Annotated in this window: 12 protein-coding genes; 6 read left to right on the plus strand and 6 right to left on the minus strand. The window is 61.7% G+C overall.

Annotated features, from left to right (window positions below):
• Positions 1-34: 34 nt before the first annotated feature.
• The gene (locus B7Z66_08865; protein ID OYV76444.1) at positions 35-544 is read right to left on the minus strand and encodes a hypothetical protein; all 510 of its coding nucleotides are present in this window, start codon (positions 542-544) and stop codon (positions 35-37) included.
• A gap of 526 nt (positions 545-1070) precedes the next feature.
• On the opposite strand from B7Z66_08865, the gene B7Z66_08870 reads away from it, so the two are divergent.
• Positions 1071-3518 carry a hypothetical protein gene (locus B7Z66_08870; GenBank protein OYV76445.1) on the plus strand — a complete coding sequence of 816 codons (2448 nt, stop codon included), beginning with the start codon at positions 1071-1073 and terminating at the stop codon, positions 3516-3518.
• Between the two features lie 47 nt (positions 3519-3565).
• Here B7Z66_08870 and B7Z66_08875 read toward each other — a convergent pair whose 3' ends face one another.
• The 4 genes from B7Z66_08875 to B7Z66_08890 all read right to left on the minus strand — a co-directional run bounded on the left by B7Z66_08875 (position 3566) and on the right by B7Z66_08890 (position 7004).
• Positions 3566-4843: a hypothetical protein gene (locus B7Z66_08875; protein OYV76446.1), complete on the minus strand. Its 1278-nt coding sequence runs from the start codon at positions 4841-4843 to the stop codon at positions 3566-3568.
• Positions 4764-5300, minus strand: coding sequence for a hypothetical protein (locus tag B7Z66_08880; protein ID OYV76447.1), 537 nt, complete (start codon positions 5298-5300; stop codon positions 4764-4766). The genes B7Z66_08875 and B7Z66_08880 overlap by 80 nt, the downstream gene beginning before the upstream one ends.
• A gap of 144 nt (positions 5301-5444) precedes the next feature.
• Positions 5445-5999, minus strand: coding sequence for a hypothetical protein (locus tag B7Z66_08885; protein ID OYV76448.1), 555 nt, complete (start codon positions 5997-5999; stop codon positions 5445-5447).
• Between the two features lie 102 nt (positions 6000-6101).
• Positions 6102-7004: a sulfotransferase gene (locus B7Z66_08890; GenBank protein OYV76449.1), complete on the minus strand. Its 903-nt coding sequence runs from the start codon at positions 7002-7004 to the stop codon at positions 6102-6104.
• A gap of 409 nt (positions 7005-7413) precedes the next feature.
• Between B7Z66_08890 and B7Z66_08895 the strand changes: the two genes are divergently transcribed.
• The 4 genes from B7Z66_08895 to B7Z66_08910 all read left to right on the plus strand — a co-directional run bounded on the left by B7Z66_08895 (position 7414) and on the right by B7Z66_08910 (position 11209).
• Positions 7414-8547 carry a hypothetical protein gene (locus tag B7Z66_08895; GenBank protein ID OYV76450.1) on the plus strand — a complete coding sequence of 378 codons (1134 nt, stop codon included), beginning with the start codon at positions 7414-7416 and terminating at the stop codon, positions 8545-8547.
• A gap of 566 nt (positions 8548-9113) precedes the next feature.
• Positions 9114-9719 carry a hypothetical protein gene (locus tag B7Z66_08900; protein ID OYV76451.1) on the plus strand — a complete coding sequence of 202 codons (606 nt, stop codon included), beginning with the start codon at positions 9114-9116 and terminating at the stop codon, positions 9717-9719.
• 47 nt (positions 9720-9766) lie between these two features.
• Entirely contained in the window at positions 9767-10585 is an 819-nt protein-coding gene (locus B7Z66_08905; protein ID OYV76452.1) for a hypothetical protein, read from the plus strand.
• 3 nt (positions 10586-10588) lie between these two features.
• A complete protein-coding gene (locus B7Z66_08910; GenBank protein ID OYV76453.1) occupies positions 10589-11209 on the plus strand; it encodes a hypothetical protein in 621 nt (206 codons plus the stop codon).
• 70 nt (positions 11210-11279) lie between these two features.
• On the opposite strand, the gene B7Z66_08915 is transcribed toward B7Z66_08910, so the two are convergent.
• On the minus strand, positions 11280-12746 hold the full coding sequence (locus B7Z66_08915) for a hypothetical protein (protein OYV76454.1): 1467 nt from the start codon (positions 12744-12746) through the stop codon (positions 11280-11282).
• Between the two features lie 1210 nt (positions 12747-13956).
• On the opposite strand from B7Z66_08915, the gene B7Z66_08920 reads away from it, so the two are divergent.
• A complete protein-coding gene (locus B7Z66_08920) occupies positions 13957-15315 on the plus strand; it encodes a hypothetical protein (GenBank protein ID OYV76455.1) in 1359 nt (452 codons plus the stop codon).
• The last annotated feature ends 121 nt before the right edge of the window (positions 15316-15436 follow it).

The raw sequence follows: 15436 nt of genomic DNA on the forward strand, positions 1-15436 counted from the left end.
GCCACGCACGCGGAATACAGTGCCAGGGCTGGATTCAGATGGTTCTGGTGGAGAACGTGGGATCGACCCGCGACGGTGCAAACCCCCCGGGCGCCGGAATCCGGGGCCGGATACCGGCGGGCCGGCTCTGAAACCGCGCATCGGCGCCACGGTAGCGGGCAAAGGACCGGATGATCTGCACCGAGTCTCGCGCCGCGGACGCCAGGGGGGCGGCTTGCCGACTCCGCGGTCTGCTGCAGGCGCGGGACATCGGCTGGCTTCCCCACGCGCCCAACGCGGCCATGACATAGGGCTGAGCGCGGGCGGTGCCGTGGCCCAGGGCAGCACGCAGGGTGGCGCGGGCCGGGGCACCGATACGCACCAAGGCCTGGGCGGCTGCGTGGCGGATCAGCGGGTGCGGATCCCGGCTAAGCCCGGTCAGGTACGGCAGGGCCTTGGGGCTACCCAACTCCCCGAGGTCCAGCACCATCCACAGGCGCAACTGCGGATCCCCCGCGGCACGGACCATCGGCGCTACCGCCCGATCGTCCCCGATGCGGGCCAAGGCATCTGCCGTCGGGATCGTCCATGGCGCGGATCAAGGCTTCCACCGCGCGCGGATCCGTCCGGTCGGCGAGCTGTCCGGCCGCGCTCCAACGCAGACTCGGAATCCGCGAACGCAACCGCTGCAGCAATTCGGCCACGGAGGCGCCGCTACCGCGCGGAGCCGTCGGCGGCGTGGCAATTCGCATAGCGTAGCTCGGTCCGGACTTCACGGCGAGACGAAGGCGGACCCGGCAGGAACAAAATCCTGCCAGGGCGAGTCTAGAACCTATCTCAAAATCGCAGATCGGGCGTTCAGGCAAGGCGCGGGCCCTGCGAGGAGCGCAGTTTACACCCAGTAAATGAGCACCGCAGCAGGGTCCGCAACGCCGCATGGGCGATCGAGATGCATTTTGAGATAGGTTCTAGTTATCTTATAAAGATAGTTATACTGGAAGCACGGTGTACGGCCATTCCTGGCCCCAGCACGGCGGAGACCCAATGGACAAATACCATACGGTAACGCCGGTTTCCGGGACCGGGCCACGATGACGGCGGGACGGTGGCCAGGGTGCGGCGCTACCCGGTTGCTGGTGCGAATCGTCGGGTTCTACGGGTTTTTGTTGCTCACGCTGTCGCTCGGCGCGCCGGCTCTCGCAGCGACAGCCGCCTCCGGCCACGCGCGTGACGCGCCCCGCTATACCAACCGCCTGATCCATTCCGCCGACCCCTATCTGCTACTTCACGCCCACAATCCGGTGGACTGGTATCCCTGGGGGCCGGAGGCTATCGAAAAGGCACGCCGGGAACACAAACCCATCTTCGTATCCATCGGCTACAGCACCTGCTACTGGTGCCATGTGGCGGAACGGACACTGTACTCGGACCCGGACATCGCCAAGTTGATGAACCGGTGGTTTATCAACATCAAGGTCGATCGGGAGCAACGCCCGGACCTCGATCAGATCTACATGCTGGCCACGGAAATCCTCACGAGCCATGGCGGGTGGCCGAACAATGTGTTTCTGACCCCGGACCTGAAGCCGTTCTTCGCCGGCAGCTATTTCCCGCCCACCGATGACAGTTTCGGCCGACCGGGCTTCCCGTCCGTATTGCGGATGGTCCACGAACAGTGGACCGATCACCGGAAAGAGGTGCTCGCCAAGGCGAACCGCGTATACCAGATCATGCAGCAGGTAGGCGTTCCCGGTGCGAGCGCACCCGCACCGGTACGGCCGCTGGCCTGGGTGCAGCAAGCCCGGCGTGCCTTTGAGACGCGCTTCGATTGGAAATACGGCGGCCTGCCCAACGGCCCGGCGCAGGCGAAATTCGCGCGCGCGCCGATCCTGGAGCTCTGGCTTGCGGACGCGCGCGTGACCCGCAACCAGAAGGCCCTGGGCATGCTGCGCGGGACGCTGGACGCGATGGCCCTGGGCGGCATCCACGACGCGCTAGGCGGTGGTTTCCACCGCTACAGCACGGAACGCACCTGGTCCGTGCCCCATTTCGAGAAGATGCTCTACGACAACGCACAGTTGCTGGACGTGTACACCCGCGCTTTCCAACTCACTGGCGACCCCCTGTACCGCGCCATGGCGCTGGACATCGGCGGATATCTCCAACGCGACATGAGCGCACCGGGCGGTGGCTTCTACACCGCTCAGGATGCCGAAGTCCATGGCGTGGAAGGGTCGAGCTACGTGTGGACCCGCAGCCAGATCGACGCGGCGTTGGGCAAGACGGCGGCCAAGCGTTTCTTTACAGTCTACGAACTCACGCCCATGCCGGACCCGACCCGCGAGCAGCAACTGAACGGACTCGTCCCCGGGGTCCTCCGGGTCCGACTGCCCCTCGCGAAAACGTTAAAAGACGCCGGTTACCCGGCGGTGATGCCCATGCTGACGGCGCTGCGTCCCGAACGCGACAAGCTGTTCGCGATCCGCGAGCGTCGAGCACAGCCCTTCACCGACCGCAAGATCGTGGTCGCGCTCAACGGATTGGCGATCACTGCTTATGCCCACGCCGCGGGGGTTCTGCGGGAGCCGGTCTATCTCCAACTGGCCAGCCGCGCCGCAACCCGGATCTGGGACATCGCCTACAGTCCCAAGACCCGCTCATTGAAACACGAGATCTTCGATGGGCGGGCCCACACCGATGCGTTCCTGGATGACTACGCACTGTTGGGAAATGGCTTCCTCTCACTCTATGAGGCGACTCACCAAGCGCGCTGGCGTACCCACGCGCAGACCATGGCCGACATCATCCTGGAACGGTTCCTGCGCCCGGACGGCGGCTTGGCCACGGTGCCGACGGAAAAAGACCTTCTGATCCCTCCCGAGGACACCGGTGACAACACCTACCCGTCCGGCACCTCCGCCACCGTGGCCCTGCTGCAAGGTCTCTCCGCCAGCAGCACCGGAAACCCACGCTACGCAGAAGCGGCGGCGAAGATCATCCGGCATGTGAGCGGCCAAGTCGCCAAGGATCCAGGGCAATGGGGTAGCCTGGTGGCGTTTCTTGCCCTGCATCCGCAAACCCGGGCGGAGACGGTTGCGGAAAACGCACCGGCCCCGCAGAAGGCGCCCTCGAAGGGATTCCACGTGCCGGATAGCGCCGACCATGTGCACGCCAGCGCCACGGCCGGGATCACCGCCGGACAGGACGAGATTACCGTTACCCTGCGGATCGACCCGGGCTATCATGTGAATGCGAACCCGGCGTCTTTCGACTACTTGGTGCCAACGGCGGTGCGTTTCGATGGCCTGACTCCATCCCGGGTCGTCTATCCCAATCCGGTACGGATCACGCCGGCCTTCGCCACCGAAGGGCTGAACGTCTATGAAGGTACCGCCCACATCACCAGCGTGTTCCCCGCCGGCACCCTGAAACCCGCGGGCACGGTGCATGGCGACGTGCGGGTGCAAGCCTGCAACGAACAAGTATGCCTGCCCCCCGCCACCTTGCCGCTGACAGTGCCTGCCGCCAGGGCCAACTGAAGCTTCGCTGTCCGCTTCAAACCGACGCCGCCGGCCAACGGATCCCGCTACAGCGAGGTCCTCAACCGCACGCAGTTCCGACCCGCGGCCTGCGCTTCGGATAGGGCTGCGCCGGTAAGCTGAAACAAACGGCTAAGATCTGCTTCCGGAGACAAGGCCATCGTCGAGGCCCCGATGGCAAGCGCCAGATCCAGGCTCACCCCGTCCGCGGTCACCGGCTCCCCGCAAACGCGCGACAAGATCCGGTTCGCAGTGAGCATCACCGTGTCCTCGGTGCAATTGCCAAGAAATATCAGGAATTGGTCGTCGGCGAAACGCCCGATCAGATCCTGCGGACGGATCGAGGAACGAATCCGTTGCGCAACTTCACGGAGGGCCCAATCCGTGACGCCGGGGCCGTAACGCCCAGTGATCGTCTTTAGGTTGCCCACCTCCACCATTACGACCGAAATGGGTACGTTGCGGACACGGCAATGTTCCACCTCCACCGGAAGAAGCTCGTCCATCGCCTGCCGGTTCCACGAACGGGTCGGGGAATCGATCAACGCCGCGCGGCGTGCCTCGTCCAGCACCGAAATGAGCTGCGCCTGCGCCTCGCTCAACGCGGCCACTTTGAGCTCATTCTCGGCCCACTCCGCCAGATTGCGCAAGGTCTCGGACTCCGACGGGGTCAGCCGCCGCGGAACCCGGCCGATGATGCACAAAGTCCCGACATTACTGCCTTCATAACGTAGGGGGTGGCCCGCGTAGAAGCGGATATGGGGCTCTCCGCTCACCAAGGGATTGTCAGCGAAGTCCGGGTCCAGCAACGTGTCGGGCACCACGAAAGAGTCGGCTCCCAGAATGGTATGGCCGCAGAAGGAGATTTCCCGGGAGGTCTCGGATGCAGCCAGACCCTGAGCCGACTTGAACCACTGGCATCGGGCAGTAATCAACGAAACCAGGGCGATCGGGACATTCAGCACCTGGCAGGCCAGACGCGTGATCCGGTCGAACCGTTCCTCCGCTGGCGAGTAGATGCTTCCCAGGGCATCCAGCAGCAGCAGCCGCGCCTGCTCGTCTTCGGGTATACCAGGCTTCTTCACAGGAACCTGTCCAACATAGCTTGAACTCCACCGCCTGCGCGCGCGGCAATCGCGGCACCGGCCATCGGTCGCCAGGCTACCACACGTTTCATATCCACACCGCCTGATATCCGGCGCGGACCCAGCACTGGCCATAACGGCGCGCTGCGGCCGCGCAAAATCATCCGACACCGGAAATTCTGGCCTCCCGTCGCAGGCGCAGAAAATGCAACGGGGAATACACGGCCAGTACCGCCCCATAGACCAATATCCCGGAGGCAAACCAATAGCCAGGGTCTATGGCCGGGTCCGGGTAGACCACCCACAGGGAGATGCCGAGCAGCGCCATGAACACGGGCGGAAGCAAGATCAGCATCAGCGAACTCACGGGATTCGCCGCGGACGCAACCCGGACCTGCAGATGAAAGTACTCCGTCTCTCCCAGAGCCCGGATGAACCACAAGCGCATACTGTTCGACGTCGATACCAGGAACGACACCACCATCACCATGATTCCAGCGCCCGCATTCCAGTACGGAATGACGCACACAAACAGCGTCAGAAACGCGTACCACCATCGGAATTTCCTAACGATGGGGTTAGCCTCCAGTTTCAGTCCAGGCGATGCCAGATACGTCGTTCCGATGTCCCCGATGCGGGAAATCAGAATCCCGACCACCAGCAATCGGACCAGATGATCAGAAATAGCAGGTTGCATACAGATCAGACCTCGCGGACATCCCCATGACCAACGTGGTGCAGCAGGCGGTCCCGGATTGATCCGCGCTGATGCCGATGCGCCGCAACGACACGGCGCCTCCCATGCCATCGCTGCGCCGAAACCGGGGCTTGGGTAGGCGGTTTACCGCCCGCCCGCCCCAATCAACAGCCCCATGAGGATACTATCCTGGTAACACCCGTCCAATTTCCGGGCCTTGGCCTTGCAGCCTTCCCGCCGAAACCCAAATGCCTCGTACAAACGAATCGCGACCGCATTATTCTCAAAAACTTCCAGTTCGACCTTCTCGAGCCCGTAGCGCCCCGCGTGGCGGAGGCATTCGGAGAGCAGCTCCCTGCCGATCCCACGCCCCCGATAGGACATCCGCACCCCCATCCCAAGCCGGCCTATGTGAGTGAAGCCTTCTTCAACGTGGGGGATCACGTCGCACCACCCGACGATCTTCTGATGTTCAACCGCAACCACCTGGGGAAGCCGGTTGGTGATGACGATCTGCAGAAATGCCCGGTGAATTTCCAGCGGGATCCCATGCGCAATGGCCATGTACTGCCGCTCGGCGCAGACCTCATTGAGAGCCTCGTTAAAGCTCTCCAGGTCACCATCACGAACCTCCCGGATCTCAATATCGGTTTCCATCGGCTCCCGCAGTCCGCCCGGCCCCGCACACCACGTGGTCATTCTCCATAGGGGCTTATGGCCCCGCCTCCTTGTCCCCACCGCTCTCCGTACCGTACCGGCGCGTTCCTGCCTTGGTCGGTGTCGCTAGACTGCCTCGACCGTTCAAGACGTTCTTCCGCTCTCCAGCCAGTGGGCACACGCAAGACCCAGTTCCCGAACGGCACGGCGCTCGTATTCGGCGATCTCGTCTTCCGTGAGAATGGCGCGCCAGCGACCGTTTGTGCCCTTGTGGATAAACGTCGCCGCTCCACCCTCCCAGAAAATGCCGCCCAGCGGTACACTTTTCTCAGCGTGCGCCTTCATATACTCGAAGCTACAGTGCCGCAGGATCGCCTCCCATCGTTGCTCATTGACGGGAATATCGAGAAACTCCGCGATCCTTCGGATCTCGGCACCCATGTCGCTCTTGAGATTGGCGAAATGCGTCATATAGACATTCGGAAGGCCTCTAATGGCCCACCATGACCGCACGTTTTCCCAGAACGGCCACCATGGCTGGCCATCCTGATCGAGCCAGTCGTGATAATACTGGATGATCGACGACGGTGGTTGGCCGATGGGCGGTCCGACCCTCCCGGGACTATCATTCAGGGCCTCGTACCAAGCTTCGTTCGCTGTCGCATGGTGATTGTACAGACTCCACAAAACGTCGCGGCCATCCCTGCCGATATAAACGTATTTAGCCTTTTCAGAAAACACCAAGGCATCTACCGGCAGATGCGTCTTGACGAACCTGCGGTGCTCCTGCTGCTCGACCGAGGCAAGCTTGTCCGCCTTCGGAGGAATCCGAAGATCCATCCAAGGCGACATTTCCGGGACATTCAGACCCTCCCTGCCATCAAACAGCAGCTGCGCGATGATCTGTTGCATCCAGGTCGTTCCCGACTTGGCATAGGTCGCGATTACGATGTCATCGTCCCGGAATTTGAAATCATTCCAGATCGTGGAGTCGAAATGGTGGCTCTGGAGTTCGCGAGTTTTTCGGGGAACGGCATTTCTGTCCATAACACCCCCTATTCGGTGTCTTCCGGCCCCCTGCCGGATGCGTCAACCACCAGGGCCCTATCCGGGCAGGCTCACATATAGCGCGTAAGCATAGCGCTTATCGAACATCACGGCAGCGCCATCCGGCCCCTCCCTTCAACTCTACCATTGTAGGCAGCCACACGCCCATGCTCGGCCTCCGAGCCGCAGTAGAGCGCCGGAGACAGACGCAGCCCCGACATGGATCACGCTAGAGGTCGTCAACAGAGCCCGGTATGGGCGCGGATATCATGTCAGAATACTCAGAAGGGCTCGGGCGGCCGTTCAGCCGGCGTTCAGCTGGAACCGCTACAATGATTCTAACGGTGCGGCTCCCAGTTGGCGCGGCGCCCAAGCACCATTCATCGGGGGACCCCCCATGCGTAGACTAATGTTGATCACTGCCGTTGTACTGACGTTAGGGTTTGCCCCCACATTCGCTCCCCCCGCCACCGCCGATCCGGTCCGCGTCGATATGAGCATCATGTACCGTGACCTGGCCCCGTACGGCCGCTGGGTTCAGCGGCCTGTCTATGGTTGGGTCTGGGCACCCAACGGAGTAGCGCTGAACTGGCGGCCATACACCTATGGGCATTGGGCATACACGGACGACTACGGTTGGGTATGGGTGTCCAACTGGGAATGGGGCTGGGCGCCTTTTCACTACGGTCGCTGGACTTACGACGACGACTACGGTTGGGTATGGGTGCCAGGCACGGTGTGGGCGCCCGCGTGGGTGGCGTGGCGCTACGGCGACGACTGGGTAGGCTGGGCACCCATGCCGCCTGCGGCGGTCTGGCAGCCGTCCGGAGGATTCCTCGTCAGCACCGCGGTGATCGAACGGCACATCCGGCCCAGTACCTGGGTATTCGTGCGCGAACGCGACTTCGTGCGCCCGAACCTTGCACGCTATGCCCAGATCCCGGCGCGCAACGTAGTCATCATAAACTACACGCGCAACACCACCCAGTATCGCTTTGAGCAACACCGCATCATCAACCGCGGTGTCGACATCAGCCGAGTGGAACACGTCATCGGCCGGCCCGTGGCGCGCCAACGCGTCCGTGACGCGGACTCGTTCCGGGATTGGCGCGAACACAGAACCACGTCCGGAGCGTTGCGACTGTACCGCCCTCAGGTGATACAAGCCCCATCCAGAGCACACCCTCCGGCGCCAGCCCCCGTGCGCCAACAACCCGATCAGCAGCAGTTGCGCCAGCGCGCAGACACGCAACGCCGCGATCTGCTGCAGCGCCAGCGTCTGGAGCAGCGTCAGGTGGAAGAACGTTACGGCCGCAAGCTGCAACAACAGCCCCCAGCCGCAACCGCCGAGCGGCTACGCCGCCAGCGGCAACTGGAAACTCGGGAATTGCAGCGCGAATACCGTCGTCAGGACACCTTGCTCCAGCGCCGTGAGTCCCGCGACCGTTCGAGCGTCGGTCCGACCCCCAGCCAGCAGAAGCCGAAGCAACATTATCGGCCGCGCGACCGGCATAACCAACCTGACGGGAACAAACAGGATTGATTTGCGCCGGTGCGCGGATGACTGTCGTGCGCCGGCGCCCAGATGGCGGGGAACGCGAAGACCCCCCTTATAGGATCCGTCGCCACGAGCAGCACCCGCGCACCCGGCGTGCCGCGAGCTTGGCGGTATGGACTGAAGAACGCCGCGGGCTTAGTGCCGAATCCCAAGCGGATAGTTGATGTATCGGTATCACGACAACGGGTAACGGGCTTTCGAACCCGATTGGCCTCATGTCGCTGCTTACCCTACTCAATGTCATGATTGGCGGCCACGGGCCTGACCTTAACGGCAAGGCGCTGTACTCCCAGCCGAAAGATAGCGGCGTAGGGATGCATATGATGGGGGGATGACTCATTACGCCGAGGTCCGACCACACACATCCTTAATATACAGGCCAATACCAGGCCCCGGGCGCGCCCACCGGGACCGTGCTTCGAAACCACCGCTTTCCAAATATCGGCTGTAATACTGATTCAGGGGAGCCATCGCCGGGCAGCGTGCCCTGTGGTCATTCCGCTGCTATCATGACGCATAATTTGCGCGCGCCGAATCCAGAGGAAACCGTCATGTCCGAGTTGCCTGCCATGAAGAAGATCGTGGGTTTCGCCGCCGTTCTGGGCATCGTACTGACGATGGGCGGCTGCGGGGTCAACAACATTCCCACCTATAAGCAGCAGGTGAACGCTGCCTGGAGTCAGGTGCTGAACGAATACCAGCGGCGTACCGATCTGATACCGAATCTGGTAGCCACGGTGAAAGGTTATGCAACTCATGAGGCGGACGTACTGGAAGCCGTGACCAGGGCTCGCGCCAAGGTCACACAGACAAAAATTCCCGCTGATGTCCTCACCAACCCCAAAGCGTTCCATCAGTTCGAGAAGAATCAAGCGACCTTGGGCGGCGCGCTCTCGCGGCTTATGATGGTGACGGAAAATTATCCAAACCTGAAAGCGAACGAGAACTTTCTCGCCCTGCAATCGCAACTGGAAGGCACCGAGAACCGCATCGCGGTGGCGCGCCGTGACTACATCCTCGCGGTGCAGCAGTACGATACGGAACTCACCACCATCCCCGGGCGGTGGTATCACTCCATGTTATACTCGAACTACGCGATGATTCAGAACTTCACGATATCGGAACAAGCGCAAGAGGCGCCCAAGGTACACTTCTAAGGCTTTGCCCCCTCTCCCACCGGGAGAGGGAAGGGCGAGGATTCAGCATGCTGCAAGCATTTGTGCGGCGGGTTACCGCCGTAGGCCTGCTATTTGGCTTATTACTGGCTACACCGGTTTTCGCGGCCAGTGGTGGCTTGGACGCGGGCATGCCGCCGTTTCCGGCGCTCACGGGGCCGGTGGTGGACCAAGCGCATTTGTTACCCGCGGACGTCTTCAACAGACTATCGCAAAAACTCGCGACCTACGCGAAGAACTCCGGCACGCAACTGGTGGTGGTGACGGTACCGACGCTCAACGGTTATCCTATCGAATACTACGGCTATCAATTGGGTCGCCACTGGGGTATCGGGCAGAAGGGCAAGAACAACGGCGCATTGCTGATCGTGGACGCTGGCGAGAAACAGGTGCGCATCGAGGTGGGATACGGCCTGGAAGGCACGCTCACGGACGCCCAAAGTTTCAACATCATCCACAACATCATTGTGCCACGCTTCAAGCAGGGCAATTACGCGGGCGGCATCGACGCTGGCGCTGACGCGATTCTCACGGTGCTCGGTAACAAGCACCATGCCGTACAACAACAGGAAGTACGCCAACGCTCAGGAACCGGGTTCCTGATGCTTATTATCTTATTGTTTGCCATTTCCCCCCTGTTGTCGACGATTTCTGGCCGCGGTGGCCAGGGTGGTACGCGACGTAGCGGCGGCAACGGCTGGCTGGGCTGGCTGGCCTTGGGCATGTTGAGCGGCGGCTTAGGTGGCGGCGGCTTCGGCGGCGGAGGGTTTGGAGGAGGTGGCGGTTTCGGCGGGTTTTCGGGTGGGGGTGGATCGTTTGGGGGCGGCGGCGCCTCCGGGGGCTGGTGAGACGTGATCAAATTTTCAGAGCAGGATAAGGCCCGAGTCACCGCTGCGATTCACGCCGCCGAGAAACTCACCAGCGGTGAGTTCGTTACGGTGGTCGCACGTTGCAGCGATCACTACGTGTTCCTGCCGTTGCTGTGGGCCGCCATCATCGCGCTGCTGCTGCCGGGCGTGTTCGTCCTATTCGCTGTTCCACTCGCCTGGATCCACGCATACCAGATCCAGTTGTTAGTATTTATTGCTCTGGCCACGTTGTTTCTGTTCCTCCCGGAATTACACCTGTGGCTGGTTCCGCAGCGGGTAAAGCATTCACGCGCGAGCCGCCTCGCCAAAGCCCAGTTCTACCAGCAGGGTGTGCAGTTGACACCGCATCATTCGGGAGTACTGTTTTTTGTATCCTTGGCGGAGCGCTATGTGGAAATCGTGGCCGATAAAGGCATACACGAAAAGCTCGGCGAGGCCCACTGGCAGGGCATCATCCAAACGTTCCTGGAACATGTACGCAAGGCTGAAGTGGTGGAGGGATTCATCGCAGCCATCAGCGCCTGCGGTGCTGCCATGGCCGAGCACTATCCGCCGGACCCGAATAATGTTGACGAACTGTCCGATGGATTGATTGAAATCTAGTCGTCTAGAATTCCGCCACACAACGCTACAGTCACCCGCAGCCGTTTCAAATGCTATCGCATGCCGATCCTCATATCGGGAACCCGATGGCCCGCAGCCACAGGGGCTCCAGGATGAGGACGTATAGGTTCGCAATCACGGATAGCGGGACCCCGAAACGGATCGCCTCCCATGCCGATGTCCTGCTCACGCTCCACGCGATCAGGAACGCGGTGACCGATATGGGAAGAAACAACGCGTAGTTCATGCAGTCGATCAGTACCAGTGAGAACGGAAGGACGTTGTAGTGGAGGGTCGATGCCAGGCTGATGGCCAGCGGCACGAACGCGGTCGCGGACGCGACGTTGCTGACGATTCCGGCGCGGGGGATGTGGAATGCGAATACAAGAACCGTCAGCAGCGCCCATAACGGGAGATGGGACGTTTTTAGCGGTTCGGCGATCAGCGTTGACGCCCACTGCACGATACCGGAGTGATAGAGTGCGGTTCCCAAGGATATGGCACCGCCCAGCAGGATGAGCACGTCCCACAACATGTGGCGATTGATATCATCAAACTGGATCCCGCCGACCGGCAGAAATAGCAGGAAAGCCGCCAACAGAGCGGTCATGCCTGATTTTATCGGTGCGAAAAACCACAGTAGGACCGATATCGCGAGCACTGCCACGATCCATATTTCGGCCCACGAAATCGGGCCGAGTTCGGCGCGCAAGGCCGCAAGCCCGGCCTCCGCGCCGGGCATCTCGATCCGGTCGAGGCGAAAATGTCGGATCACGTACACAAGCAGCAGGGGCAGCAGTCCCCACAGCGGCAGGTTGAGCCAGAACCATTGCCCCCACGACACATCGATATGCATGGTGCTCTTCAGCGCCGCGACGAGGATCAAATTGGGGAAATTGCTTGTGAGGATGAGGGGGCCGATGAACAGCGGAAGCGCCCCGGCTATCAGGTAATAGACAGCCGTGTTGAACCGGGCTGCCTCCTGGGGATTGCGCGCGTCGCCGGACGCGACGGATTCCACCCCCTTGCAGATCGGCAGCCACAGCGCGGTCTCGTTGACTACCGGGAGGATCGGGACCGCGACCTCCGCAAGAAACAGTCCCGTGAGCACCTTATGGGCCCGGCTGGATTTCATGCACGACGCAGCGCCGAGCGCCATGCGCTTGCCGAGCGGCGTTGCCATCATGACGGCGGCGATGAGAAACGCTCCGGTGGCAAGAAAGAAGATGTTGGTGTTGAAGGCATTGAACGCCTGTGGCACAGGGATGTGTGCAAACAGCACGAGTAGCAGCGGAGACGTGAGCCCGACGATGGCGCGCGGCACGCAGTTGGTCACCATAACGACGATGAACCACAGAAACACACCGAAGACCGCTTGACCGTGGGCCGATATCCCGGAGATCGGGTGCAGATAGCGGAACACGCACAGCAGCGCGAAGGCCGCCGCGAGGCTCGCGAGGTCGCGGATCGACACCTGCGGGAATCGGGCAAGCTTGATCGGGGCCGTAACGCCGTCGGCGGATGAGACGCTGTTCATCACGACACCTCCTCGGTGTGCGCTCTGTAGCGCAGGGCGGGTTGATCGCCTTCCTCCGGCCGCACGACGTCGGAGGGGCGAGTGCGCTCTCGTCCTAGTTACTGGCCTATCGTTTTCCAGCCAACCGGCCGCGGGACCCAGGGCGGTCGGTCCGTGGCCAGATTACCGTGTAACCCCATCCCGTCGTAGTGTTGAACGCTACATAAACACCGAAGTTCCGACAGTATTGTACAGACACTGAAGAATGGCTTTATGCATGGGCAAATTTATTCTCGGCTATGGACCTTGTATGTCAGCTACGCGACAGTTGATCGGGGTATCCGGGGATGGAACGTTCTGACCCGAGTGCGTGACGCTCCCGGATTCTCCTCGGAACCTGCCCGAGGCCGACCGACGGATACTGAGAAGCTGCGGCAAGTAGCGCCGCCACGCGCGGGATAAGTATGTAATTGAGGAGGACGCGCCCGGGACACACCGTCTATCACCTGGCCGATCGCCGCGCCAGGATCTACGAGTTGTCCGGCGATGATTACAACTCGCGCACGGTCACGCTACCGCGGCATCTGACGGCGCGCTAGTGCCATGGGCAGAGCAGGGAAAGATTTCCGGCCCGCCTAGCTGGAGGCGGCTCAACGGCTACTCGCTGTGGCCAAAGGCTTGCACCATAGGATTTAACATATCGCTGCGCGGGGGATAGCGCGCAATTCGGGAACAGTGGTGTTAGTGGATGAAGCCGTGCGCGTGATGCCGGAAGGTAGCGCGTATGACCTACTGCTCCACCTACAGGTGATACATCAGGTCGGCGAACCCGGACGACGCGAGGGCTGAGCCAGGCGGCGCTTGGCGAGCGCACCGGGATACACCAGGAGACGAGCCCACCGATCAAACCCGGCACTCAACGGCCAAGCTGGCAGCCTTCCTGGCTATGCTCGGCGCACTTGGTCTAAAATCTTGGATCGCATGGCGATCGAAAGAGTGAACCAGCGGGCATCCACCATCTCTGCCGACGCCGTCCTCCCCGGCCCCTACGCCGCTGTGAATTCGGCGCCCGCTGCCCCCCGGGGGCCGTACGAGTCGGGGAAAGTGCACACGCCTGAGTCAGTTCGCAAGAGCGGAGAGGTGTATCAGGGCGTCACGGAGGTGTCGGTAGCGTCGCGTGAAGTTCGGTCTAAATACGAACAAATAAGAATCAAAGGGGGCCGGAGAACGAATGACCACGAACCGCAAGGCGGGTTTCCTCGCCATACTGTTGGCTACTGGAATGCTCGGGGCATGCGCGCGTTACGCCGCCCGCAACACGATCAACGCCGCGGGCATCACCTATTCCGAAGTGTCGTTTATCCAGAAGGCGTGCACGGACAATACACTGGCCGTTTTGATGTTCCTGAAAAGCGGCATGTCGCCGAATGCCCGCGGCATCAATAATGGAACTGCGCTGGGCTGTGCAGCACAAGGCGACCACGTCCGTCTCGTAAGATTGTTGATCGCGCACGGCGCCGACGTCAATTCCAGAAACAAGTATGGCGAGACGCCGCTGATGTGGGCCGCATCGCGAGGACAGATCCGGATCATCAAGGCGTTGCTAGATGCAGGCGCCAACGTGAACGAAGCGGATAAGAACGGCGACACCCCGCTGCTACTTGCTGCCGGCGCGATGTGCCATGGGGCGACGTGCAATCCCAAAGTGGTAGACCTACTGCTGGCCCATGGGGCGAATCCCAAGGTCAGGAATACCAACGACGAAAACGCCCTAGCCAAGATGCTCAAGGACGCATACGGCGTTCCGGACCCGCAACTGCTCCAGGCCACGGACACCTTAATTCGACTCGGTGCGGGACCAGACACCACCGTCGGACCGTACCAGCACCAGCCGTTGCTGACGTTCGTCGCCAGCCGCGGGGACACCCAAGTGCTCGAACGGCTGATCCGGGCCGGCGCAGACGTGAACACCGTCGGCAAGAACACCACGCCTCTGATCGCCGCTGCCAGGTGGCCAAACGAAGTGAGGGAGCTACTGGCTGCGAAAGCGGATCCGAACCTCACCAGCTCATCGGGAACCACACCTTTGATGGCCGCGGTCCACGAAGGGGCCGTCGGGTCGGCAAAACTGCTGCTCGCCGCCGGCGCCGACCCCAATCCCGTATCTCCAGGATCGTCGGGGCCGTTGGATGCGGCGATCCAAAACGCCAATGTTGCTCTGGTGGCCCTCTTGTTGAAGTACCCGGTCGACGTGAATGCCGCCAACTCGCAAGGCCAGACACCGCTGCACATCCTGGCCTCGTGGGGTACCCCCATCAGCCCACAGGCCCTGACCGCGATTGCCCGCATGCTTCTGAAACGCGGCGCGCACCGTAACGCGCTTAACCAGCAAGGCGAGACCGCCGCTGACCTTGCCCTCAATCGGGGCTTGGTCAAATTGGCCAGCGTCATTGCCGGGCGGAAACTCACCGCGAAGCGAGACGTCGGCGTCCGCGGACCGGTTATTATCGAACCCTGGCCATGGGTCGGCGGCATACGATCGGGGCCTCGGATTCCGCATCCGCCACCTGGTGTTTATCTTTCCCATTAATACCTCCGGGGGCCTGCGTTTCGCCAGCAGCTCTATACATATCGGGCATTTTTTGAACTGAAGCGCAACCAAGGCGTGCGTTCAGTGTTTGATGGGGTTCCAGGTGCCCGCAGTCCACCAT

Source organism: Chromatiales bacterium 21-64-14, assembly GCA_002255365.1.
Taxonomy (GTDB): domain Bacteria; phylum Pseudomonadota; class Gammaproteobacteria; order 21-64-14; family 21-64-14; genus 21-64-14.

Bases quoted from the DNA above. Each gene is read 5' to 3' on its own strand.
- B7Z66_08905 (OYV76452.1), top strand. From the start codon at position 9,767: ATGCTGCAAGCATTTGTGCGGCGGGTTACCGCCGTAGGCCTGCTATTT.
- B7Z66_08870 (OYV76445.1), top strand. From the start codon at position 1,071: ATGACGGCGGGACGGTGGCCAGGGTGCGGCGCTACCCGGTTGCTGGTG.
- B7Z66_08915 (OYV76454.1), bottom strand. From the start codon at position 12,746: ATGAACAGCGTCTCATCCGCCGACGGCGTTACGGCCCCGATCAAGCTT.
- B7Z66_08875 (OYV76446.1), bottom strand. From the start codon at position 4,843: ATGGGGCGGTACTGGCCGTGTATTCCCCGTTGCATTTTCTGCGCCTGC.
- B7Z66_08890 (OYV76449.1), bottom strand. From the start codon at position 7,004: ATGGACAGAAATGCCGTTCCCCGAAAAACTCGCGAACTCCAGAGCCAC.
- B7Z66_08880 (OYV76447.1), bottom strand. From the start codon at position 5,300: ATGCAACCTGCTATTTCTGATCATCTGGTCCGATTGCTGGTGGTCGGG.
- B7Z66_08900 (OYV76451.1), top strand. From the start codon at position 9,114: ATGTCCGAGTTGCCTGCCATGAAGAAGATCGTGGGTTTCGCCGCCGTT.
- B7Z66_08885 (OYV76448.1), bottom strand. From the start codon at position 5,999: ATGACCACGTGGTGTGCGGGGCCGGGCGGACTGCGGGAGCCGATGGAA.
- B7Z66_08920 (OYV76455.1), top strand. From the start codon at position 13,957: ATGACCACGAACCGCAAGGCGGGTTTCCTCGCCATACTGTTGGCTACT.
- B7Z66_08895 (OYV76450.1), top strand. From the start codon at position 7,414: ATGTTGATCACTGCCGTTGTACTGACGTTAGGGTTTGCCCCCACATTC.